Genomic DNA, 25115 nt, shown 5'->3' with positions numbered 1-25115 from the left:
TAATTTATAGTTAAAACCATCTAAATTATGAAAATATCAATAAATCCACATGACAGATTATGACAATTTAAATGATAAAGATTTTAAACATATTTTACAGAAAACGTAATATTGAAATCATGATTATTGCGCTCATGATTGACATGATATGGGGAGATCCAGAGAAAATTTATAAAAAAATTCCGCATCCAATATGTTATGTTGGGAAATTAATTCACTTTCTGGAACTTAAACTCAATAAAAAAAATGAAAATGCAAATATTCAAAAAAGAAATGGTTTCATCACTTTATTTTTTAACTTTCTAGTCCCGGGATTAATAACCCATCTTTTCCAAAAATTTGTATTTACCTTTTTTCGTCCGTCTTTAGCAACTTTTTTATCAGGGATTTTTGGCAGTATTTTCATTGCACATCGCTCACTTTACGAACATGTTCACGCAGTTAGGGAAAAAATTGATCAAAATGATCTGGCAGGTGCTCGTATTGCGTTGAGTCACATTGTTGGAAGAAAAACAGATAATCTCAACATGTCGGAAATCTGTTGCGCAACCATTGAAAGTTTGGCTGAAAATTTTTCGGATGGTGTAATCTCTCCCGTTTTTTGGGGATATATTGGGGGATTACCCGGGCTACTTGTTTTTAAATCAATTAATACTGCAGATAGCATGATCGGGCATTTAACAGAGCAATATCGGAATTTCGGCTACGCTTCAGCCAAAATGGATGATTACATGAACCTTGTTCCAGCACGACTATCCGCCCTTCTGATTTTACTTACAAATCCTAAAAAATTATTCCATAATCTAAAACCCGTTTGTAAAGATGCGCGAAAACACAATTCACCCAACGCTGGATGGCCAGAAGCAGCCATGGCTTACACTCTTAATATTCAGTTATTATGCCCACGCCACTATAAAGACCATATTGTTGAATCCCCACGAATAGGCCGAGAACGTAGTCAATTATATTCCGAGGATATTTGTAAAGCCTGTAAAATTTATTATTATGCAAGTTTTATAAAATTAATTGTTTTAATAGCATTATACAAAATAATGACGTATTTTAAATAAATAATAAAGGATTTTATATTGCTAAATTATAATTACATATGATATAAATGCTCAGGTTTTTTAGAAAAAATAATTATATTAATATTTTATATTTATTAAATCGATAAAACCCTACTTGCAGAGATTATTATAATCTCTCAAACCACCTAGCTACTTAACTTTATACTTAACCTTCTCAAATATTTGAGGAGGTTCTTTTTATATGATAATAGTTATAACAACGAAATTAAATTGTCAACTAAAATATTATCATTTATGAAATTCGCCCAATTATTCATCACCGAATCAAGCTGTTGTTCATACAATATTCCATCTCCTAATGAACCGAAATATGACAATAAATAATCCCTTACTTCATCACAATGAAAAATTCCGTGAAGATAGGTTCCAATCACTTGCCCATTGTCAGAAATGGCTCCCTCAGCCCGAGAATCATCCAAATAGGCAAAAGGCTTGTAGGTGCCATGATGTTTTGTCTGCCCTACATGCATTTCATAGCCTTCGCAGTCAATATCTTTTAAAGCCAAATGACCTGTAACCGCCTCTAATTTTTTTTCTGAAGACAGAATCGTATCACTTTTAAAAAAACCCAACCCCTTTATCCGATCATTACTCGATTCTTCAATGCCTAAAGGATCGAGAATCTGTTGTCCCAACATTTGATAGCCGCCACAAATTCCAAAAACATATCCCCCTCTCCTGACATGTGCCTTTATATCGATATCCCAACCAGTTTGATATAGAGCATTCAAATCTGAAATAGTATTTTTCGATCCGGGAATAATTATCACTTTGGTAAAAGCCGGAACAACTGATCCCGGAGAAATAAATTCAAGCAGAATATGCGGCTCATTTTTCAGAGGATCAAAATCATCAAAATTTGCAATATTTGGCAACAATAAAACAGAAATATGCAACTTGCCATATTGATATGATGATTTATCTGCTTTTAAGTCTGCAGCATCCTCAGCAGGCAATTTTCTCAATTCATCAAAAAAAGGCAACAAACCGCAATTTTTCCATCCTGTCTTATGGCTTATCCACTCCATTGTTTCCGTAAATAGGGAGGGATCCCCACGCATTTTGTTTACGATAAACCCTTTAACCAATTTTAAATCATTTGGCGGTAAAATTTTATGCGTTCCAATCAAGCTGGCAATAACACCACCACGATCAATATCACCAATTAATATAACAGGTGCTTTCACAGCCTGCGCAAACCCCATATTGGCAATATCGTTTTTCCGTAAATTTATTTCAGAGGCGGATCCAGCCCCCTCGATTAATATGATATCTGCTTTCTGTTTTAATAAATTAAAGCTTTCAATAACATAATCCAATAATTGCGGCTTTATTTCCTGATATTCCCTTGCCGATGCCTGCCCCCATATTTTGCCCTGAACAATAATTTGTGACCCTTGAACATTATGCGGCTTTAGCAAAACCGGATTCATATGGACAACAGGATCAACCCTACAAGCAAAAGCTTGCAAAGCCTGTGCCCGTCCAATCTCACCGCCGTCTATCGTCACTGCCGCATTGTTCGACATATTCTGTGGTTTAAAAGGTAAGACATTATATCCTTTATTTGTCAGGGCCCTTGCAATTCCAGCAACCAAAACAGATTTTCCCACGCTTGAACCTGTTCCCTGAAACATCAGGATTTTAGCCATTAGTACTCTATCCCTTTTTGTGCCTTGATACCCGCATTGAACGGATGTTTGATTAATTTCATTTCTGTAACCATATCTGCTGCATCAATAAGCTTTTGGGGAGCATTGCGACCTGTTATAACAACATGCTGCATTTTGGGGCGCTGTTGTAAATCCCTTATAATCTGGTCAGGGTCAAGATAATTGTAACGTAGGGCTATATTCAATTCATCCAAGACAATCAGCGATATATCTTCACGGTTCAAATAGTCCAACGCCAACGACCAGGCCGCCTGACAGGATTCAATATCCTTTTGTTTATCTTGGGTGTTCCAGGTAAAACCTTTACCTAAAGTATGCCATTCAAGCAAATCAGGAAAAAATTCAACCATTCTTTGCTCACCCGTTTTCCACTCAGGTGCTTTGATAAATTGAATAACAACACTTTTAAATCCGTAACTCAAATGACGAAACAAAAGACCGAAAGCAGCCGTTGACTTGCCTTTTCCCGTTCCGGTATGCACCATCAACAGCCCTTTTTCTTCTGTCTTGGAGGCAACAATGGTTTTTTGCAATTGTTGCCTTTTTTGCATTTTTCGTTTGTGATGAAACGCATCATCATTCATATCAATTTTCCTGTTTCAACTAAATTTTAATATTCAGGGGACATCCGGCAACAACCATCGTAAATTTATGAGCAATGGCTGCCATTTTCTGATGTAAAATTCCCGCTTCGTTAATAAATTTTCTCGCTAACGCATTATCTGGAACAATACCCTGTCCAACCTCATTACTGACAATTATAATATTTCCATGAAATGTCGTTAATGCGGAAAGAAATTTATCAGTCTCCTCTTTTATATTTCGGTTATCCATTAATAGATTGGTCAACCATAAGGTTAGGCAATCGACCAGAATTGAATGAACATTATTCGTATTTATAATATCTGCAAGATTGACGGATTCCTCTATGGTTTGCCATCCCTGTCCTCTTCTTTTCTGATGAACGGCAATTTTTTCCTGCATTTCATGATCCATGCAACGCGCCGTTGCAAGATAAATCCACGGTGACGGATAAAACATAACCTGATTTTCGGCAAATCTGCTTTTCCCCGATTTCGCCCCACCCAATACAAAATGAATCATGATTCCATTACTTTTTATAAATATACCTTTCTTCTAAAAAGATATACCATATTCGTACACATATCACCTGCTTAAAACCCTTGTAAAAAGGAAAAACTATGAAACCTCAAATTCTCCAATTAGTACCTGTCTGCAAAAAATTCCAGGAACAAATCAATACTCGCTTCACCAATCATATTAGCCTTAATAAATTGCCTAATTCTCCTGAAATTCTCAAAAAAATCGAAGCTGTAATTACAAATGGTGTTGTTGGTGCTCCATCAGATATGCTTGATCAACTTCCCAATCTAAAACTCGTGACAGTCCATGGGGTGGGATATGACAATGTTGACTTGCAGAAATTAAAAGAACGTCAAATCAAACTAAGTATTGCTACAAATGCACCAACTCAGGACGTAGCCGACATGGCAATCGCATTATTATTGGATGTATCCCGTCAAATAACCCTGCGTGACCAATATATACGCAAAAATGAATGGGAAAAAGGAAACTATCCTTATCAAGGAAGTTCCATTTCCAATAAGAAAATAGGAATCATGGGAATGGGTCATATTGGTCAGGCCATTGCCCAACGTTTACATGCATTTGATAATGAAATTGCCTACACAGCAAGACATCAGCGTCCTGGAGTAAAATGGAAATATATTCCCTCCTTGATCGAATTGGCCAAGATATCAGATATCCTAATAATTGCCGCCAGCGGCGGTCCCTCATCCAGACACGCTGTTAATCGCGAAATCCTTGAGGCACTTGGTGAAAGAGGGTTCGTCGTTAATATCGGACGCGGCAGTATCATTGATGAAAATGCATTGATAGACTGCCTGAAAAACAAAAAAATAGCTGGAGCCGGACTGGATGTTTTTGAACATGAACCTCATGTTCCAGAAACCTTACGTTTGTTAAAAAATGTTATCATGACCCCTCATTCAGCAGGCGCGACTTATGAAACCTCAAAACGTATCGGCGCAAAAATCCTAAATTCCCTAGAATGTTTTTTTAAAGGTGAAAACCTCCCTGATGAAGTGCATTTTTAAAAATCAATTTTTCAAAAATTGAAGAAATACAAAAACATGTAACTCAACTCTATTTAATGTTCACTCTTTCCTGACCCTGTTCTTTAATGGATCAGGAAAGATATCCCTCTTCCCATAATTGTTTTCAAGTTAGCATTTAAGTTTGGCTAGGCATTTTCTACAAATAAATATTTTTCTCAACACCTCCATACCTTTTCACCCAACTTCTCTTGGACACATCCATCCACTCAATCACCAATTCCACCTCTGTTCGATTATTTTCGATTAACTGGGCATTCGGTTCATCCGTTTGTTCAACCCAGGTCTTTGCCTCTTTAGGCGTACGACCGAAATAGCAATGCCGATTGATTAAACGCTGCTGCCGTTCCTGTTGAGGTGCCATAACAAACCATTTCTCGTCAAACAGTTCAGCCAGATTTTTCCAGTCCCCTTGTGTCAAACATAAATAATTACCCTCGGTAATGATCAACTCTGTTTCAGGAAAAACGGGAATGGAACCGGCAATTGCCTCTTCAATGGTTCGATCAAATTCCGGGGCATAAATGACTTCATCATGCTTTTGATTTCTCAGTCTCTGAAGTAAGGCAAGATAGCCTTTCACATCAAATGTATCCGGTGCCCCTTTACGTTCTTTACGACCCAATCTTTCCAATTCTTTATTTGCCAAATGAAAACCGTCCATCGGAACAAGAACCGAACAGTCTGGTAAGGCTTGCTGCAAAAGACGGGCAACCGTTGACTTTCCCGATCCTGGAGCACCTGCGATGGCCAAAATTTTACGCATTCCCTCTGCACAAAGCGCCTTTGCCCTTTCTATGTAAGAAACAGGCAAGATTAAGTCTTCCAATGGTGTCTCACTTTTATACTGCATTTCAACCTATTCTATTAAAACAAGGAATCTCATAATATTCAATAATATATCGTGACGTTGTATTTCAACAAACGTCTCTTGCCTTGGTTTTGTAAAAATCGTAAATTCAATCTTTCACATCAATTTATGTAATTTCCGATTAAAGGCTTTTTATGCAACCATCTCGCATCCCGGCAACCATTATTTCAGGCTTTCTTGGTTCAGGAAAAACAACCCTATTGCGTTCAATCATGAAAAAAAACGCCAATAAGCGAATAGCCATTATAGTTAACGAATTCGGCGCTCTGGGTATTGATGGTGAGATCCTAAAAAAATGTGCTGTTCCAGGATGTGAGGAGGAAAATATTGTTGAACTGGCAAATGGATGTATCTGCTGCACAGTTGCGGATGAATTTCTGCCAACAATGGAGTCATTATTAAACCGTCCGTCTCCACCTCAACACATCATTATAGAGACATCCGGGCTGGCATTACCAAAACCTTTAATCAAGGCGTTTAACTGGCCTGATATCAAAACCAAAATGACTGTTGATGGTGTGGTTACTGTTGTGGATTCCCCCGCTGTTATTGCTGGACGTTTCGCGGATGACCCAGAAAAAATCGCTCAACAACGTCAGGCTGATCCCTCACTCGATCATGACAATCCCCTGCAGGAAGTTTTTGAAGATCAGCTTAATTCTGCAGATCTTGTCCTTCTCAATAAGGTGGATCTCATTACCTCAGAACAGCTTGGGTATCTAACTGATGAAATCAAAAAACAAATTCCAAAAGCCGTGAAAATTCTGCCTCTTTCACACGGAAAAATCGAGCCAGAAGTGATCCTGGGTATTCACGCCGGGGCTGAAAATAATTTACAGACACGTCCCTCTCATCATGATGGTGTGGATGGAGATCATGAACATGATGACTTTACAAGTTTTGTTGTCAATATTCCTCCAGTCTCGAGTCCAAAAGCCTTGGAAAATAAACTCCTTCAACTAACAAACCTGCACGATATACTACGCATTAAGGGTTATATCCAGGTTATCGATAAACCGATGCGCCTTGAAATACACGGGGTCGGTGAACGCTTTAGTTATCATTTTGACCGTCCATGGTATCAAGATGAACAATCTCAAGGACGATTAATCATCATTGGACAGAAAAGCATCAATCAAAAGGCCATTCAGGCAGCCTTGGAAACACAAATTTAATAATGCATATCCTGGTTCGAGAAATTACAAGTCTGGATGAACAGGCACCGGCTGAAGATTTGCAACATGAACCAGCCGATATTGTCTTTCTGTCCTTTTCCGATAATGACCTGAATGTGATGGCGAGTTGCATAGCGCAGCAACCTGAAAATTCTCCATCAATACAGCTAGTTTCTCTTAACCGTCTTCGTCATCCAATGTCTGTCGACCTCTATCTGGATCAGACAATCAGCAAGTCCAAATTCATAATTTTAAGATTATTAGGAGGAATTGAGGCATGGCGCTATGGTACGGAAGAAATCCATAACTTATGTCAGTCCCGTCACATTCCCCTGGCCATTATTTCTGGCGAAAATTATGAAAATCCCCATCTTGATAATCTTTCCACTATTCCCGCCAACCTGTTAAATCAATTCAAGGAACTGTTCCTGGCTGGTGGAAGAGAAAATTACAGTCACATCCTAAATCTTGCCGCCCATCATCTTGACCATAAAATAGGGCAATCTATTACCCCCTACATTTTACCGATGGTTGGGGAATATCCCTTACCTTATCCATTTCATGCCCATCAAAATCTAGCGGTAATATTGTTTTACCGCTCTCATTTGCTGGCCAACAATATCGAACCTATTCTTTCCCTCGCACAATCCTTATTCAGAAAAGGCATAAATATCAAGGCTGTTTATCTGACCTCTCTAAAAGACCCAGAAATTTCCCATTGGGTTGGGCAATATCTCTACCAAAATCACCCAACAATAATTTTAAACGCCACATATTTTTCTATACAGCAAGATTATAATAATTCTCTTTTTAGAACATTTAATGTGCCAGTCCTGCAAATTCTTCAGCCTAGTAACAGTAAACATTTATGGAAAAAAAGTTTTCGTGGCCTATCCCAAACCGATCTTGCCATCCAGGTTGTTTTACCTGAACTTGACGGTAAAATCTCGACAACTGCCATAGGATTTAAAAAAGAGAAAAATAACCAAACACGGTATGAACCTTATCAAAAAGGAATAGATCTCGTTACAAACTGTGTTAACGGATGGGTTAATTTAAGAAAAAAAAACAATCATGACAAGAAAATTGCTATTATTCTTTCAAATTACCCGGGTGTCAGCGGACAAGAAGGACATGCCGTCGGTTTGGACAGCTTTGCCAGTCTTGAACATATTTTACAATGGTTGAAAAAGAATGGATATCAAACAGGATCCGTAATTCCCGACTGTAAAAATTTAATCCAGATTTTATGTCAGTCAGGTACCAGGGCCACTTTATCCCTGACTGATTATAAACAATATTTTTCCACACTTTCTACGACATTCAGAAAAAAGGTTTTGGCATACTGGCCAGAATTTGAAAAAGATAAAACGCTGCAAAAAGAAAATTTTACCATACGATATATTCAATTAGGCCATATCATCTGCGCGATCCAACCTGAAAGAGCTGATTCAAAAAATCATAAAAACACTTATCATGATCCAGATATTCCACCATGCCATGGTTATATCGCTTTCTATTTATGGTTACGCCATCATGAATCCATTGATGCAATCATTCATCTGGGAACGCATGGTACACTGGAATGGCTACCAAGCAAAGCAACCGCAATTTCCGATCATTGTTCCCCTGCTGTATTGCTGGGTGGCTTACCCGTCATCTATCCCTTTATTGTTAACAATCCAGGTGAGGCAGCCTGCGCAAAAAGACGTCTCGGTGCTGTTACCATCGGACACTTAACGCCTCCTGTCAATAAGACAATCCTTAGCGGCGATGCCGCAGAACTAGAACGGTTAATCGATGATTATGCTGAAGCTGATGGTTTGGACCATCGACGCAGCAAACTTCTTCTCGGGACTATTCTGGATAAAGCAGAATCCTGCGGTTTATTGGCAGAAACAGGCATCAACCGCAAGGAAAGCGGCGATGAGGTCGCCCTGAACCATCTGGATGCCTATTTATGTGATGTCAAGGATTTGCAAATACGGGAAGGGTTACATATTTTTGGTAAACCTCCAATTCAATTCCAGCATCTTCTAGAAACAATAAAACATTATGCCCCCGATAAAATATCAGAGATTGAATCGAATCTTTACAAATGTGCAGAGCAGGAAAAACAATCGCTCTTAAACGCTTTGAATGGAGAATTTATTCAGCCTGGCCCTGCTGGGGCACCCACAAGAGGAAAACTGGATGTTCTCCCAACCGGACGTAATCTGTATACGGTTGATCCACGTGGTATTCCCACTCGTACTGCCTATCTTCTGGCAGAAAAGATGGCAGGACAGCTTTTGCTGAAATTTATACAGGAAAATGGTGATCACCTGCGACATATTGTTATTGATTTATGGGGAAGCACCAATCTTAGAACAGGCGGCGAGGACCTGGCTCTGGCCTATATTCTCATGGGGGTCAAACTCATCTGGGATACAAGTTCAAATCGTGTTACTTCAATTGAAATCATCCCATTGGCAAAATTGAACCGACCGCGCGTCGACGTAACACTCCGCATTTCAGGATTTTTCCGTGATGCGTTTGAAGATCAGATCACATTGTTTGATCAAACGGTTAAAACCCTTGCCCAACGTGCCGAAGATAAAGATTGGAATTACTTGGCATATCTTTTTCAAAATACCCCCCCCGGAAGCCATCATTCCCGGTTTAACCGCATTTATGGTACAGCCCAACGCACATATGGAACGGGCATAGAATATGCCTTGAATACTGGAAATTGGCGTGAACAAGCGGAACTGGGCGAAAAATGGCTGGAAAATTCAGCATATAGTTATGGAAACGGGCAAGATGGCATTTACGATAGACAAGGGCTTTCAGAACGTTTAAAAACAACACAGGCTTTTTTTCACAGTCAAGACCATGCCGAAATTGATCTTCTGGATAGCGCTGATTACGCTGCCCATGAAGGTGGTTTTGCGGCAGCTGCAAAACTCTTTGACAATACACCCAACTTATATCACGGTGACACTTCAAAAGCAGAAAATCCAAAAATCCGTTTATTGGTTGAGGAAGTCAACCGTATAGTGCGTGGACGTGTTGCCAATCCCATGTGGTTAAAGGCAATGATGAATCACTCCTATCGTGGAGCCGCGGAAATAGCCCGTTCTGTCGATGCACTTTTCAGTTTTTCAGCAACGCTTTCCCATTGCTTTGATCAACAGTTTGAACTCGTCTTTGCAGCAACGCTTGGAAATGATACTGTTAACCGATTTTTACAAAATTCCAATCCAGCGGCAAAAAAATCCATTCAAAATCGCTTCAATGAATCCCTTAAACGTGGCTTGTGGCATCCAAAATCAAACAGCGTTTTCATGAAACTGGAAGAAAGCGATGAATAATATACGTCGGGGATGGTGTCCATCGCTTTATCATCCTATGAAGACAGGAGATGGATGGTTATGTCGAGTTAAGCCTCCTTTTGCAAAATTAACCAGTCGACAGGCACGTTTTATTGCAAGATCAGCATCTGATTTGGGAAATGGCTTTATTAATTTATCACAAAAGGCCAATCTGCAATTACGGGGATTTACCCGGGAACATATCCAACAATTCATACCTTTAGCCAAAAATGAAAATCTATGCAGTCCCAATGCATTGGAAGAAGGTAAACGCAATATTCTTATTTCACCCTTGGCCGGTATCGACCCTTCTTGCCACCAAGATACCATACGCTATGCCCAGTGTATACAACATGAAATCATTGAAAATGAGACTGTAAAATTTCTGACTGGCAAATTTAGTTTCGTTATTGACGGGGGCGGATTATTCCCCTTAACCCGTCATCATGCCGATATTAATCTACGTATCCATCATGACCAATGGATTTTGCAATTAGGTCATGCAAAACAGGTAATACCCTGTAACTTGGATAATTGTGCCAAACTGCTTAAACAGATTTTACAATTTTGCAATAAACACAATTATTTCCGCCTGCTTCATCATGACTATGCTGATCAATTTATAAGGGAAAATTCATGTTCCAAACAATCCTATACCTATCCAACTTCAATTGAAAAACTTTCGATTGGTCAATTTCCACATGGTTATCATCTCGGCATTCCCTTTGGATTGCTCCATAGTCAAGATTTAAGTCTACTGGCAGACATCTCTGATCAATATGGAAATTCCACCCTGCAGCTCACCCCCGATCGGACAATTATCCTGCCCTACTGTTCAAACGCAGCTCATACCCATTTGAAATCATTTATTACCGATAAACAGGATCCTCGTTTAAATATCATCTTATGTCCGGGTAAACCCTATTGTCTTCAGGGAATGCAACCCGTGATGAAAGATGTTCAAAAACTTATACGCTTCTGGCATTCCAAACTACAGACACTGCATATATCTGGCTGTGCAAAAGGATGCGCATCTCCCCTGAAAAATCCTTTAACCCTATGTGCAACCCCCAAGGGATATAATTTTATTTTACACGGCAGGGCAAATGATGAAAGCCTTTACAAAAATCTAGACTTGGAAGAAATCAGCGCTAAACTCATTACATATTCTGAAATGAAATAGGAAAAACATTCATGCCTCTTTATGACTATATCCATGATGGCAAGATTATTTATCAAAATTCCTTCGCAACCATTCGCAAAGAAGCTGACCTATCTAATTTTACAGAAGATGAAGCCAGAATTGCCGTCAGGGTTATCCATGCATGTGGACGGATCGAAATAACAAAAAATATCGTATTCAGTCCCGATTTTATTGAAACAAGTGAACAGGCCCTGTTAATGGGTTCCATGATTTTTTGTGATTCAGAAATGGTTGCGCATGGAATTACTCGACATAGACTGCCCGCCAATAATAAAATTATTTGCACCCTGAACCATCCCGATACAGTCAAGATTGCCCAAGATATAAAAAACACGCGTTCCGCTGCTGCCATCCATTTATGGGGAGACACCCTGAAACAGGCGGTTGTGGTCATTGGTAATGCACCAACAGCCTTGTTTCATTTGATCAATTTATTAGACCAGAAGAAAATCCCCCAGCCTGCAGCAATTATCGGTGTCCCTGTAGGTTTTGTGGGTGCGGCTGAATCAAAACTGGCATTGCAAGAATGGGGAAAAATTCCATATATGATCATAACGGGCAGACAGGGTGGAAGCGCCATGGGTGTTGCCGCATTGAACGCTTTGGCCCAAAAACAGGAAATATAAAATGAAAGGCACATTATTTATATTGGGTATGGGACCGGGCGATCCTGAATTGGTGACAAAAAAAGCCGGACGCATTCTAAATTCCCTTTCTTTTATCGCTTATTTTTGTAAAAAAGGTGAAATGGGTCATGCACGTCAAATTGCCACACCATTCCTTATCCATGATTTAACAGAATTACGTTTTGAATACCCCTTGACTACAGAAATCCCTCATTATGCTCCTGAATATAAAGAAACGTTAGAAACATTTTATGATCACTGTGCCTCTAAGATTCAAAAAAAACTCGATGAAGGACAAGATATAGGATTGTTATGTGAAGGCGATCCATTATTGTATGGATCTGCAATTTATATATTGGAAAGACTACAAGAACAATATACCATAGAGGTCATTCCAGGCGTTATGGCAATGAATGGTTGCTGGAGCCGATTACATTTACCGATTGTTCGCAATGACCAAACCTTAACCATTTTGTCCGCGACTTTACCCCTCGACAAACTTTTGGTAAAATTGAACCAGTGTGAATCCATTGTCATCATGAAAATTGGCCGCAATCTTGCAAAGGTTAAAACCGCTTTAAAGCAGGCCCATTTGCTTGAACAAGCAACCTATATTGAACGTGGCACCCAAAACCAGGAACGTATTTTGCCATTATCACAAATGCAGGATGAAAAAGCCCCCTATTTTTCACTGATCCTTATCGTCGGTAAGGAAAATTGAGATGACGGGACATCTATACATCATAGGTCTTGGTCCTGGAGATCCTGATTTACTGACGATTGAAGCATCAAAAATTTTGCCAACCTTAACAGACCTGATTGGCTATGGTCCTTACCTTGATCGCATCCCTGATAGACCATCTTTACGAAAACATAAATCAGATAATCGCAAAGAACTCGATCGTGCCGAACATGCGTTAACACTTGCCGGAAAAGGCTATAAGGTTGGGGTTGTCTCTTCAGGAGATGCCGGCGTTTTTGCCATGGCCAGTGCTATTTTTGAAACCATTGATCATGGAAAACCAATATGGAAAGAGATTGAAATAACTGTCTTACCAGGAATTTCCGCCATGTTTGCGGCGGCTGCAAGACTAGGAGCGCCTTTAGGTCATGATTTTTGCGCCATTTCCCTTTCCGATAACCTGAAACCTTGGAAACTTATTCTGCACCGTTTAAGGCTTGCGGCTCAGGCTGATTTTGTCATAGCTCTTTATAATGCCGTTTCCAAAGCAAGACCATGGCAACTTGATAAAGCTTTTGAATTATTGAAGGAGATTTTACCTCCCTATATTCCAGTGGCTTTTTGTCAGGCAATTTCCCGAAAAAACGAACATATTCACCTAACTACCCTGGGCGATGCCAAAGGTTCCATGGGAAATATGCAAACCCTGGTCTTGATTGGCAACCGTTATAGTCAATTAATTCCCCAGTCACGGGAAAATATACGTCCCTGGTTCTACACATCTCGTTCGATTATAACCGAATAAATTATCCCTGAAGATGACTCATCAACCATTGATAAGCCTTATCCATAGTTGAAACAGAAGGAAGTTGGGGCATAACAGGTCTTTGAATCATGATCACAGGAATTGACAATTTTCTTGCCGCATCAATTTTCGCATAAACAGTCTGACCACCGGAGTTTTTCGTAACAATACATTCAATATGGTATTGTTTTAAAAAATCATATTCGCTTTGCACATCAAAAGGCCCTCTGGCAGTAATGACCTCGGCATGACTTGGCAAAACCGTATCATCAGGCTTATCAACACTTCTTATCCAATAATGATGCTGGATAATATTCTCTTTAAATAATAATATATCTTTACGACCGATAGTTAAAAATACCCTTAACGTTCTATGACCCAAAACCTTTACAGCTTCAGGAATTGAATTTACCTCATACCAATGATCACCATCCCGCTTCTGCCATGCCGGACGTTGCAAATTCAAAAAGGGAATTCTGCAAATCTTCGCTGCCTTCCAGGCATTATTAGTCATCTGTAGGGCAAAAGGATGTGTTGCATCAATTAGGAAATCTATTTGATTATTCTTTAACCACATTATCAATCCGGTGACACCACCAAACCCACCCACACGTGATATCACATTTTCGGGTAATACAGGATTTTTTGTCACACCCGCTAGAGAAAAAATAACTTCTATGGAATCATTATTTTGCAGACAGTGTATTAATTGGGAAGCCTCACTGGTGCCACCTAAAAGCAAAATCTTTTTTCTTTTTTGTCCCACTAAAGATACCTATAAAAATTTGTCATTACATAAATAGATTACATGATTTTTTCAATTACCCCAGTTATAATTCATTTCCGTTACCTGATAGAATTAATAAGTGATTTTTGTAAATAATATGACTTACCCTTTTCTTAGCATTATTGGTATTGGCGAAGATGGTATCAACTCCCTTTCCGATCAGGCTCGTAAATGTCTAAAAAACGCATCTTACGTTTTCGGTGGTAAGCGTCATTTGAGACTTGCAAACACCCTTATTCAAGGTCAAACAGAAATATGGTCGTCGCCCATTCAAGAATCCATAAACAAAATCAATAACCTTAAACCTGAATCAGTTGCAATTCTTGCGTCAGGTGACCCGTTCTGGTATGGGATTGGTCCTTTAGCCGTACAATCCTTGGCTATCAATGATTGGCAAAGTTTTCCCACCCTTTCATCCTATAGCCTTGCCTGCAACCGGTTAGGTTGGTCAGGACAAACCATTGATACAATCTCCTTATGTGGTCGCTCGTTGGAAACCTTGCGCCCAGCCTTAATACCGGGTCGTAAAACACTTATTTTATCCGAAAATGAATCAACACCTCATAACGTCAAGGCATATCTGGAAAAATGGCAAATCCCATATAAATTATTTTATATTCTTGAAGCGCTTGGTGGACCGCGGGAACGGATACGTTCTTTTTTATTAAAAGAATCCCTGCCCGGAACAATTGACCCTTTAAACATGATTGCCCTTGAATTAGACCGGTTTGAAGGGCTTCCCTATTGCCATGGACGAAAAGATTCCTATTTTCGACATGATGGTCAATTAACAAAGCAATATATCCGCACGGCAACTTTATCAGCATTGCAACCTTTTCCTGGCGCTTTGTTATGGGATATTGGCACGGGATCCGGTTCCATTGCCATCGAATGGATGTTAACCCATCCCGGCTGTAAAGCCATTGCCATTGAATCACGTCATGATCGGGCTGTAAGAGCAAGGGAAAACGCATATAGTCTGGGTGTCCCATCCCTGAAAATCATTGAAGGCAAGGCCCCTGAAGTTTTAGATAAACTGCCACGTCCTGATGCCGTTTTTATCGGAGGTGGATTAACAGCACCTGATCTTTTAAAAACTGTATGGAGAAACCTTCATCCTTATGGACGGCTGGTTATTAATTCCGTAACGACCGAAAGCGATCAAATCCTTTTTCAGACTCAACAACAATTGGGCGGAACAATCAGCCGCCTTCAAATCCAGCATTATGAATCTTTAGGGAATTACCATGGTTTCAGACCCGACCGCACCATTACCCAATATTGCGTCACGCGCCTCCCCTGACACTTTATTAATTGGTCTGGGCAGTCAAAAAAAAACAAATGCCAAACATATATATTGTACACTGCAAGAAATTAAACGAAACTATCGGGCTTCTATTTATTTAATTGCTGCGCCTGCTTTTAAACAAAAAGATAGCACTTATCTAATCCTGCAACATCATTATAAACTACCCATTCAATTCATTGCATTGGACACGCTCAAAAATCTTCAGTCCCAATGTCAATCTTATTCAAACAGAATTTATGAACTAACCGGTTTTGGTGCTGTTTCAGAAGCCTGTCTTTTAGCCATTATGCACAAAAAAGATCATTTACTGATACGAAAGATGATTTATAAAGGAATTACCTTATCTTTAGCCTATAAAGGATCCTCAACACCATGACCGTCCATTTTATCGGGGCAGGCCCAGGGGCTGCTGACCTTATAACATTACGTGGGAAAAAGCTTTTGGAACAATGTCCAGTATGTCTTTACGCCGGATCTATTATTCCTAAAGATATTCTGAAATTTTGCTCTTTTGATACACAATTGATTGATTCGGCCCCACTAAATTTGGATCAGATCGAAAATGAATTTGTAAAGGCAAATCAAGCGGAAAAAGATGTCGCCCGTTTACATTCAGGGGATCTCTCTGTTTATAGTGCTGTTGCTGAACAAATCCGCCGACTTGAAAAACACGCCATTCCCTATACACTTACACCCGGTGTACCCGCTTTTGCAGCCGCTGCTGCAATCATAAAAAAAGAATTGACTATTCCAACAATAGCACAATCCATTGTTTTAACACGCATTTCTGGACGTGCATCAGTAATGCCAGAAAAAGAAAAATTAGAAACCTATGCACAAACTGGCACTACACTGATTATTCATCTCGCCATTCATCGTATTGAAGAAATTGTTCAGCGTTTGGTTCCTTTTTATGGAGAAAATTGTCCAATCGTCATCGCTGCGCATGTAAGCTGGCCAAATGAAAAAATTATACAGGGAACATTGGCCACTATTTTAAAAAAAATAAACGCCAATCCAATCCAGCGTACTGCGTTAATTATGGTTGGTCCTGCTATGGGTAGTAAAAACCATATGGAAAGTGCCCTATATAATGTTAACTATCAACGTCATTTTAAAAATCAATAATATTTATTCTATTCAATAAATATTAAAACCTTTTTCGATCATTTCTCAGTCCTTTGATTTTTATCACGTGTAATTATAAAAAAACAATTCATACAGAATGAAACCATTTTTTAAAACATATCTCTTACCATTGCCAACATTAATTCCAGTTATTGTGAACAGTAAATGCATTAAAAAAAATTTTAAAATACAAACCTATTTTCATACAAAAGTAATTTGTGACAAGAAATTGCAAGATTTAACCCAGCAATCTGGATTCATATTACCCCTGAAATCGTATTCAGGAACTAAAAAAATTCATAATATTAAAATATTTAATGTTATCTCAAACTAACAACATATTTCGTTGAATCACATTCCCATACAATACTTTACGAAAAATTGAGTTAAACACCTTCGATCCTAAAACACTTAATCAAAATGCATAACATAAACAAGACACGACTAATAACCTTAACACATGTCAAAATTATTTTAATTAATTATTAAGAATTAGGTAAAACAAATATATAAAATTTATCTTTACCTATTCTTGAAATTAACTTGATATAAAATTTAGTTCTAAATTTTTACCTTTCTTTTCAATAAAGTATTCCAATATTCTTTAGTGGTTGTTTTTTTTCTAAATTGCAGCATTTGTTCCCTAAACTTACTTTGTTGCAAAAAGATACATAAATAATTTTTAATAAAAAACATAATATAAAAAATTAAATGTTTTCTCTCAAAAAAATGTTTCTCACCACATTGTTTATGAAAATCATATACAATTACTTCACGTTTTCTTATAAAATCAGAAGGTCTACGATTAAATCCTTTTTGTGAAACACCTTGTTCAGAAGGTGAAAGAATAAAATTCAATAAAAATAACAAAATCTTTTTTCTTAACCTGATATGCGTATATTGATTTTCATAATAAACAAACCCTTCTACACTACTTTTCTTTTTAACAGAATTATAAACATTGACAATTCTTTGATGATTTTCATATGGATTTGCTTCATATCTACCTGAAATAAAATCCTCAACAGCCATCATATTCATTTTTAAGGCTACATAATTCCAAGTCGTAATATTTCTAATGAATTTATTACGAAAAAAACGCATGCCAAATTCAATTAAATTTTGAGGCGTAGAAAATGAAAAAATCAATACATTACGCAGGAGATAGTAATCTTCCATAATTTCAGAGTATTTTTTGTAAAAAGGCTCATGCCAAACACAAATTCCAGGCAATGACAATATTTTAGCATTACAACGTCGAGAAAATTCGATATCATCACCACGGATAAAAATTGGCAACGGCATTCCATAATCTTTTAAATGCTGGGTTGAAAATGCACAAAACCACCAACCAGCAACACCATTAACCAATCCACAAGTCGCGTTTTGTAAAATTTCCCCATACAAACGCAGGTCTTGACAATGACCCTGATGATGCATGCCATAATTGTCAATGATTGTATTTCTTTCATATTGCAACCATTTTTCATCTAAAGAAAACATGGAGCCAGAAAGAAAAATATTCTTATATTTACTGGCTATAAAACTATAAAAAGCATAAGTTCTAAATACGGACTCAAAATTTAACTCGATATCATCATCCATGAATATAATATGAGTACAGCCCATCTCAGAGGCCATTAATGCAGCTCTTGTAAAACCGCCCGCCCCACCATAATTATCGCTATTTTCCAAATGAATTATATCATTATTTTTTATATTTATTTTTTTTCCATTATTAGAAATAAAAATTAAACTATTTATTTGTGAATTAACAATACCTTCATGAATTTTCTTAACATTTTTTGTTATATAATTTTCTCTATTATATGTACAAAAACAACATCCTAATTTTACATCCTGTGTCGGTTCATCTTTGGTATAAAAAAATATTTTTTTCAAAACAACAACATCTTCACATGAAGCCAATCGACAATAAACAGCATCATATTTTGACCAGTTTTCAATTGTTAAATTCACTTCATTAGTAAAATAATGCGATAGTAAGTTAACTTCATAGGAATGTGCCAATTCTTGTTTAATCCCATATACTTCTATCTTTGCTTTACCTTTTACAACCACCCCAACATTTAAATCTTTAATATTCGTATACTTAACATATTGTTTGGAAGGAAAGATATTATAATAAGTGTTAAAAGACACATGTGAAAAAGCATCAATATAAATATTACCATCCTGTATAACAACATCTTTTGGGCATCTGAAAAAAATTTCATTTTCTGCAACATATGGAGTTTCTACGCCCCAAGAAAAATTATGTAATATGTGCTTTTCCATTAAAATTGTTCCTTTCTTTTTAAATCATAATTATTTAAAAAAATATCAAAAATCAATTTACTTTCTTATAAGAATAATTTTAAGCTCAATATAAAAATTTATTGTTTTTATATTTTTAAACACATTATTAGGGTTAATATAGTAATGATTTATGTTTCTTTGCTCGTTCATGAAAATATTGATGTAATCATTAATCAAATTGATAATTTAAACAAATTTTATTCTAACTGCATCATAATCATACATATTTCCAAAATTTCGAAAATAACAACAAATAATTTAAATGAAAAAATAAAAAATTTAAAAATCAAAAATGTTATTATCAATAATAACCAAACTGACACATCATGGGGAAATGTAATAGCAGGGCATATTGCCAATATTGAATATATTAAAAATATGAAAGAGAGAGGCATTATCGTATTTCATGCATCAAATGATATGCTTATTTCCAATAAAGTTGAAAATTACGTTTCTACCACAAAATCTGCCTATAATTTAAGATTGGTTTTACCCGGATCTTATTGGTGGCCTGCACATATGGTTTTACAGGATAAGATTTTCACTAACTTTGTTAACTCTTTTAATTCAGGCGCTATCTTTGCATCACAAATAGAAGGATCCTTTTATGAAACAGACGTTTTATTCGAAATTATAACCCTTATTAACAAACACAATTTGCTGGATACTAACTATCACTACACTAAAGAAGAAATATTTTTTTCAACGCTAGCTCATTGCATAGGATATCAACCCAATGGATTACCCTATATTTTTTCAGAAGTTCATGATTTTGATAGGATACTATGGAGTAAATTTACAAAAATAGACAATAACAAATTTCTTAATCCATTCATTAAGAATAAATTAAAAAAAATCTTAAATAATAAACTGTTTAAAAAAGGTGATTACAAAATTAATATTAAAACGGTTCTATCTCTCCTAAATAAAGATACAGATTTCCTTCAAAAAAAAGAATACCTTAATGATGGCAATTATATTTGGCAAATTTATGATAAAAACCATTTATATGGGGTTAAAAGAATTAATAGAAATATTTGTGATCCTGTCAGGAAGTTTATTTCTAATTTGTAATTAGATTACAATCTATCATTAAATCAACAGTGAATTTGATTATGATCATTAATTATTTTTTTTGATATAACTTTTATTTAATATCAATTAAGGTTAATGTATCGAAATATAAATCTTCATATATGTTCAAAATATTAAATTTTCATAAGATTTCTACATCAGTTTAACAATTAAAGACATTAAAAATAATGATGCAAAAAATATGGTTTCCTTCTAAAGTTTTTGACTTAGGAAAAGAAAATACAATTGATACACTTCATATCAAAAACTTTAATAACAATGATATCAGTATACCTTTATTTTCAATATTCTTATCTAACAATAACCAGGATTGGGTATGTTATTATACACAACCCAGTCATCATTGGGATAATCCAACCGAATTTGATATTCATTTAAGTAAAAAGGTTCAAGCACAGTATATTAAATTTCAATTAAATTCTAAAGGCAATTTAGATAAATTGGAAATAACACTGGACAATAACCACATCGACAATAATGAAGAAATAATAAATATCTCCTCTTTTATAGAAAAAACAAAAAAAGAGGCAGCTAATAGCAGGATAGTTATTAGTACATTATTCAATGAATCTGATGATTATTTAATGTTATATATTAATAACTTTCTTTTTTTTACACCAGAAAATGTTATTTTAATATTAAATTTTCCACATAATAGACCCATTCCTAAGGCTGCTTTAACAATTAGTGACCGTATTATCATCATTAATGGAGGGTTTAAAAGACACAAATGGGGAAATACTCTATTATTAGGACATCTTGAAACGTTGGATTACGCAAAAAATAATCTTGTTTTTGACTACTTTTGTACAATGGCTTCAAATAGTCTTTTTGTAAGGCACCTTACAATATCCTCCATACTAAATCAATTGAATCAAAAAGCTTTAACTCCAATTGCCTCACAAAGATCTTACGATTATGATGTTGATCTTGACGCTGAAATCACTACTAATCATGGAACTTGGATGTGGCATCACTATAAATCTCTTCCCCAATTAAAAGAACATATCATTAATGAAATCGGACTTACCCGTATTTCAGCAACCCAAATCGAAGGATTATTTGCCCATAAAAAGGATTGGTTTTTAATTCTTGAAAAAGTTGAAGAGATAAAAAACTTGGCACCTTTTTTATCCTCTCATTTTTTCGTTGCACTTGAAGAAGTCATTCCTATTTCCATTTTCAACCAGTTCGGCTCTGGATATTATACTCATATCTGTTTTATGTTATGGACAAAACCTAACTATTTAATAGAAATCAAGGAAATTTTATCTATAGGATCACAATTACCAGATCATATTTCATCCATTAAATGGTTTCCGAGAGATTGTTATGCATCAACAACCTTGGCTGTTTGTACATCATGGGGAAGACAATTAATTGGACTAGAAAAAAAAGAAAGATTGCCTAACAAATTACAAGCTTCAATCATCCTTAATGATTTTTTGCAAGCCATTAAATCCAGAATACAGACATTGCCACTGACTGAAAAATGGAAACTGGATAAAAAAAATTCGGCTTTAGATTTTCACTGGAATTATAATAATTATCCAGTGGAACGACAAAGATTTTATTTAGATATAGGTCAGTCCTTCACAGATTCAGAAGATCCAGAAACAGGTCCTGCACACTTATTTTTTGAAAATACAAATCACCTTGTTGATTTATCCCTTTTTCTCATCGAAAAAAAAAATACCTGTAATATTTTACGCTATTTTTGTCTCTCCTTTGATGCCCAGAAAAAAACTTTGGTTTCTAATATTTCCGAATTGGAGGGATATTTGTATTTATCATCACAGCAAAAAAATAAATCAATAAAAATCTCAATCGATAAAAATAAGATGAATAACTATCATCATTATCAAAAATTATTTGAACGTTTTGTAGAACATACAAATATTGAAGGGCCTCATAATTATTTTGTAAGAAATTGGGATTTAAAGGAAGAAAATGAAAATAAAATAGATTACTATTTTCTTAATTGCCAATGTATTGGCACCCCAATTATTTCAAACAATTTAATTGAAGTTGAAATGTCAATTTTTTAACATTTATATATAATTTTATACATATTAATAATGAATTGAATATTTATATGAAACGTTTGGTTTTCGACCTTGATGATACCTTAACAATTAATACTTCGGGTGTTTCTTATGCTGACAAACTCCCGAATCTACCAGTTATTCAAAAATTAAGGGAATACAAGAAACAAGGATTTGAAATTATTATTCAAACAGCCAGAAATATGTATACTTATAACGGTGATATTGGAAAGATTAATGCCAATACTTTACCAATTATCATTGAATGGTTAAAAAAACATGAAATTCCATATGATGAAATTTATGTAGGAAAACCATGGTGTGGAAAAGAGGGATTTTATATTGATGATCGTGCCATACGACCGTCTGAATTCATTTCAATGTCTTTCGATGAAATTACAAAATTAATTGAAACAAAAAAATGACTTCATCTTGCGTAAATATTATCACTTCTGCCGCATATGTGAATCAAGAACTGGCAGCCGAATTTGGTTTAATTCCCCCTTCCTTTCTACCTTTGGGAACGGGAAGATTATTTGAAATACAGGTTAAAAATTTTAGAAAAAACTTAATTGAAAATTCACCAATCTACCTGACTTTGCCTGATAGCTTTATTGTTACTCCCTATGATCAACATACTTTAAAAGAAAAAGGTGTAGTAATCGTTTCTGTCCCGGATGACATGTCTCTAGGAAATTCTCTAGTATATACGATTAATGTCATCAATGCATACAATTCAAACATACGTATTTTACACGGTGATACAATTCTTGATGATATTCCTCAAGAAATGGATATTATTGCAAGTTATCCTGATGGTGACGATTATTCTTGGGCAGTAATCAATCAAGCTGATGATAAATATATTAAAAATCTTGAAACCATCAAATCAACCAAAGATGAAAATAATTACCGTCCAGTAGCTTGTGGCTATTTTTCTTTCTCAAAGGGGAATGAACTGATCAAGTCCTTATGTCAAGCACGTGGAAATTTTATTGAGGGAATAAACTTATATAACAAACATCAGCCCTTAAAAATAAAAGCTATTAAAAACTGGTATGACTTTGGACATATTCAGACTTATTTTCAATCAAGACGTTTGGTTACAACTGCAAGAGCCTTTAATTCACTCCAAATTACCTCAAATACAGTTAAAAAAATTTCTTCTGATTCTTTTAAGATGCTTGCTGAAGCAGAGTGGTTGGAATCAGCTCCACCAAATCTAAAACCCTTCACCGCTCGTCTTTTCGAATACGGACAAGATAATGACAAAACATTCTATTCCACTGAATATCAATACACACCAACGCTAGCTGAATTATTCGTATTTTCAGATATTGGAAAAGCTACATGGAACAAAATTCTGGCCTCTTGTACTGATTTCCTGAATTTATGCGCAAAACAAAAAGGTAAAAAAAAGCGGGACGATTACACTGCACATTTAATAGGTAACAAAACCTTTGAACGTTTGAAACTCTTTTCAAATCAAACAGGTTTTAATATCATGCATGACCTCGTTTTCAATGGTAATAAATATCCATCATTATTAACTATTGCAAATAATTTGTCAGATTTTATTACAAAAAATCCTGAAGAATTATGTACAATCATGCATGGCGATTTTTGTTTTAGTAACATTTTATATAATTCACGCAATCGTCGTATTACAGTGATTGATCCAAGAGGATATGTATTTCCCCATATAAAGGAAAATTATGGTGATTTACGTTATGATATGGCCAAACTATCCCATTCAATTAACGGGTTATATGACTTTATCATAACAGGACGCTATAATCTTATTAACAATAATCAATACGATTTCGAACTAACATTTGATTTATCATCTTCCCATAAATGGCTACAGACATATTTTAATAAAATAAATATTGCAAATATTACGGTTTCAAGCAAAGAAATCCAAGCTATGACCATAGCATTATTTTTATCGATGTTACCTTTACATGCTGATCGCCCTGATCGACAAAAAGCATTTATTGCAAATGCCTTACGTTTATATTCGATATTTGAAAGAAAAGATTAATGATAGTTATTCCAATGGCGGGACTGTCCAGCCGTTTTTCAAAAGCTGGATATACGCAACCTAAATACATGTTGCCTTTAAATGGAAAAACAGTTTTTGCCCATTCAGTTGAAAGTTTTAAAGCATATTTCCAAGATACTCCATTTCTGTTCATTGCCCGTTCAATTATGAATACGGAAAATTTTATACAAACTGAAATTGACAAGCTTGGTATCAAAAAAGCAAATATAGTCATTCTAGATCATCCTACCGCTGGACAGGCAGAAACTGTAGAATATGGAATTCACAAAGCCGGTCTTGAAAATAACATGGCGCTGACAATATTCAATATTGATACCTTTAGAAGGGATTTTCATTTTCCCAAACAAGAATGGTTTAAACGTTCTGACGGATATCTAGAAGTATTTAAGGGTGATGGTGAAAACTGGTCTTACGTGGAACCAGATTCTGAAAGTCAAGAGCCTATCGCTCTAAGAACCGCAGAAAAAAAACCAATATCCGATTTATGTTGTAACGGTCTTTATCACTTCAAGAAATCTGGAGATTTCCTATATGCTCTTCAACAAGAAAGAAAAACGCCTTCTACATCCGAATTATATATAGCGCCCTTATATAATTATTTAATTCAAAATAATAAAAAAATTCACTATAAACTTGTTAATAAAGATTGCATAACATTCTGTGGGATTCCCGCGGAATATGAAGCTTTATGCAAAAACTCTTAGCTTTGATATAAAACTGGACTATGTCCA

Annotated in this window: 22 protein-coding genes; 16 read left to right on the top strand and 6 right to left on the bottom strand. The window is 36.0% G+C overall.

The window, feature by feature from the left end; all coding sequences use genetic code 11:
- Positions 1 to 71 precede the first annotated feature (71 nt).
- On the top strand, positions 72 to 1070 hold the full coding sequence (gene cbiB, locus H3T57_RS00390; RefSeq protein WP_232349695.1) for an adenosylcobinamide-phosphate synthase CbiB: 999 nt from the start codon (positions 72 to 74) through the stop codon (positions 1068 to 1070).
- Between the two features lie 212 nt (positions 1071 to 1282).
- Here the strand turns inward: cbiB and H3T57_RS00385 are convergent, their stop codons facing one another.
- Genes H3T57_RS00385 through cobU form a run of 3 tightly spaced genes read right to left on the bottom strand, consistent with a single transcriptional unit; the run spans position 1283 to position 3868 of the window.
- A complete protein-coding gene (locus tag H3T57_RS00385) occupies positions 1283 to 2743 on the bottom strand; it encodes a cobyric acid synthase (protein WP_232349694.1) in 1461 nt (486 codons plus the stop codon).
- A complete protein-coding gene (gene cobO / locus H3T57_RS00380; RefSeq protein ID WP_155569572.1) occupies positions 2743 to 3348 on the bottom strand; it encodes a cob(I)yrinic acid a,c-diamide adenosyltransferase in 606 nt (201 codons plus the stop codon). The genes H3T57_RS00385 and cobO overlap by 1 nt, the downstream gene beginning before the upstream one ends.
- A 19-nt stretch (positions 3349 to 3367) precedes the next feature.
- Positions 3368 to 3868 carry a bifunctional adenosylcobinamide kinase/adenosylcobinamide-phosphate guanylyltransferase gene (cobU, locus tag H3T57_RS00375; protein WP_155565874.1) on the bottom strand — a complete coding sequence of 167 codons (501 nt, stop codon included), beginning with the start codon at positions 3866 to 3868 and terminating at the stop codon, positions 3368 to 3370.
- A 98-nt stretch (positions 3869 to 3966) separates the two neighbouring features.
- On the opposite strand from cobU, the gene H3T57_RS00370 reads away from it, so the two are divergent.
- The gene (locus H3T57_RS00370) at positions 3967 to 4902 is read left to right on the top strand and encodes a 2-hydroxyacid dehydrogenase (protein WP_198192509.1); all 936 of its coding nucleotides are present in this window, start codon (positions 3967 to 3969) and stop codon (positions 4900 to 4902) included.
- Between the two features lie 157 nt (positions 4903 to 5059).
- Here the strand turns inward: H3T57_RS00370 and H3T57_RS00365 are convergent, their stop codons facing one another.
- Complete coding sequence (locus H3T57_RS00365; RefSeq protein WP_198192507.1) at positions 5060 to 5773, bottom strand: nucleoside/nucleotide kinase family protein; 714 nt, start codon at positions 5771 to 5773, stop codon at positions 5060 to 5062.
- A gap of 152 nt (positions 5774 to 5925) precedes the next feature.
- Here H3T57_RS00365 and cobW point away from each other — a divergent pair, with 152 nt between their 5' ends.
- From cobW to cobJ, 6 genes are read left to right on the top strand one after another with little or no spacing between them, the layout of a single operon-like run.
- Complete coding sequence (gene cobW, locus H3T57_RS00360) at positions 5926 to 6966, top strand: cobalamin biosynthesis protein CobW (RefSeq protein WP_198192504.1); 1041 nt, start codon at positions 5926 to 5928, stop codon at positions 6964 to 6966.
- A 2-nt stretch (positions 6967 to 6968) separates the two neighbouring features.
- A complete protein-coding gene (gene cobN / locus H3T57_RS00355) occupies positions 6969 to 10319 on the top strand; it encodes a cobaltochelatase subunit CobN (RefSeq protein WP_198192503.1) in 3351 nt (1116 codons plus the stop codon).
- Complete coding sequence (locus tag H3T57_RS00350; protein ID WP_198192502.1) at positions 10312 to 11502, top strand: hypothetical protein; 1191 nt, start codon at positions 10312 to 10314, stop codon at positions 11500 to 11502. The genes cobN and H3T57_RS00350 overlap by 8 nt, the downstream gene beginning before the upstream one ends.
- Positions 11503 to 11513: 11 nt before the next feature.
- Positions 11514 to 12149, top strand: a complete 636-nt coding sequence (locus H3T57_RS00345; protein ID WP_198192501.1) for a precorrin-8X methylmutase — start codon at positions 11514 to 11516, stop codon at positions 12147 to 12149.
- Position 12150: 1 nt separating this feature from the next.
- Positions 12151 to 12870, top strand: coding sequence for a precorrin-2 C(20)-methyltransferase (locus tag H3T57_RS00340; RefSeq protein ID WP_198192500.1), 720 nt, complete (start codon positions 12151 to 12153; stop codon positions 12868 to 12870).
- A 1-nt stretch (position 12871) separates the two neighbouring features.
- The gene (gene cobJ / locus H3T57_RS00335) at positions 12872 to 13636 is read left to right on the top strand and encodes a precorrin-3B C(17)-methyltransferase (protein WP_198192499.1); all 765 of its coding nucleotides are present in this window, start codon (positions 12872 to 12874) and stop codon (positions 13634 to 13636) included.
- Position 13637: 1 nt separating this feature from the next.
- Here the strand turns inward: cobJ and H3T57_RS00330 are convergent, their stop codons facing one another.
- Positions 13638 to 14402, bottom strand: a complete 765-nt coding sequence (locus H3T57_RS00330) for a cobalt-precorrin-6A reductase (RefSeq protein WP_198192497.1) — start codon at positions 14400 to 14402, stop codon at positions 13638 to 13640.
- 118 nt (positions 14403 to 14520) lie between these two features.
- Between H3T57_RS00330 and cbiE the strand changes: the two genes are divergently transcribed.
- Genes cbiE through cobM form a run of 3 tightly spaced genes read left to right on the top strand, consistent with a single transcriptional unit; the run spans position 14521 to position 16860 of the window.
- The gene (gene cbiE, locus H3T57_RS00325; protein WP_198192495.1) at positions 14521 to 15726 is read left to right on the top strand and encodes a precorrin-6y C5,15-methyltransferase (decarboxylating) subunit CbiE; all 1206 of its coding nucleotides are present in this window, start codon (positions 14521 to 14523) and stop codon (positions 15724 to 15726) included.
- Positions 15671 to 16108 carry a cobalamin biosynthesis protein gene (locus H3T57_RS00320; protein ID WP_122124006.1) on the top strand — a complete coding sequence of 146 codons (438 nt, stop codon included), beginning with the start codon at positions 15671 to 15673 and terminating at the stop codon, positions 16106 to 16108. The genes cbiE and H3T57_RS00320 overlap by 56 nt, the downstream gene beginning before the upstream one ends.
- Complete coding sequence (gene cobM, locus H3T57_RS00315; RefSeq protein WP_198192492.1) at positions 16105 to 16860, top strand: precorrin-4 C(11)-methyltransferase; 756 nt, start codon at positions 16105 to 16107, stop codon at positions 16858 to 16860. The genes H3T57_RS00320 and cobM overlap by 4 nt, the downstream gene beginning before the upstream one ends.
- 561 nt (positions 16861 to 17421) lie before the next feature.
- Here the strand turns inward: cobM and H3T57_RS00310 are convergent.
- Entirely contained in the window at positions 17422 to 19158 is a 1737-nt protein-coding gene (locus tag H3T57_RS00310; RefSeq protein ID WP_198192490.1) for a glycosyltransferase family 2 protein, read from the bottom strand.
- 144 nt (positions 19159 to 19302) lie between these two features.
- Between H3T57_RS00310 and H3T57_RS00305 the strand changes: the two genes are divergently transcribed.
- The 5 genes from H3T57_RS00305 to H3T57_RS00285 all read left to right on the top strand — a co-directional run bounded on the left by H3T57_RS00305 (position 19303) and on the right by H3T57_RS00285 (position 25088).
- Positions 19303 to 20253, top strand: coding sequence for a hypothetical protein (locus H3T57_RS00305; protein ID WP_110438529.1), 951 nt, complete (start codon positions 19303 to 19305; stop codon positions 20251 to 20253).
- Positions 20254 to 20441: 188 nt separating this feature from the next.
- The gene (locus H3T57_RS00300) at positions 20442 to 22322 is read left to right on the top strand and encodes a discoidin domain-containing protein (RefSeq protein ID WP_198192487.1); all 1881 of its coding nucleotides are present in this window, start codon (positions 20442 to 20444) and stop codon (positions 22320 to 22322) included.
- 47 nt (positions 22323 to 22369) lie between these two features.
- On the top strand, positions 22370 to 22744 hold the full coding sequence (locus H3T57_RS00295) for an HAD-IIIC family phosphatase (protein ID WP_122124011.1): 375 nt from the start codon (positions 22370 to 22372) through the stop codon (positions 22742 to 22744).
- Positions 22741 to 24363, top strand: a complete 1623-nt coding sequence (locus H3T57_RS00290) for a capsular biosynthesis protein (protein WP_198192485.1) — start codon at positions 22741 to 22743, stop codon at positions 24361 to 24363. The genes H3T57_RS00295 and H3T57_RS00290 overlap by 4 nt, the downstream gene beginning before the upstream one ends.
- Complete coding sequence (locus H3T57_RS00285; protein WP_155572243.1) at positions 24363 to 25088, top strand: glycosyltransferase family 2 protein; 726 nt, start codon at positions 24363 to 24365, stop codon at positions 25086 to 25088. The genes H3T57_RS00290 and H3T57_RS00285 overlap by 1 nt, the downstream gene beginning before the upstream one ends.
- Positions 25089 to 25115 lie beyond the last annotated feature (27 nt).

Origin of the sequence: Commensalibacter sp. W6292M3, from assembly GCF_016101315.1 — a bacterium.
Lineage (GTDB): Bacteria > Pseudomonadota > Alphaproteobacteria > Acetobacterales > Acetobacteraceae > Commensalibacter > Commensalibacter melissae.
The sequence above is the reverse complement of the archived record's forward strand: the minus strand, read 5'-3'. Positions and strand labels throughout refer to the sequence as shown.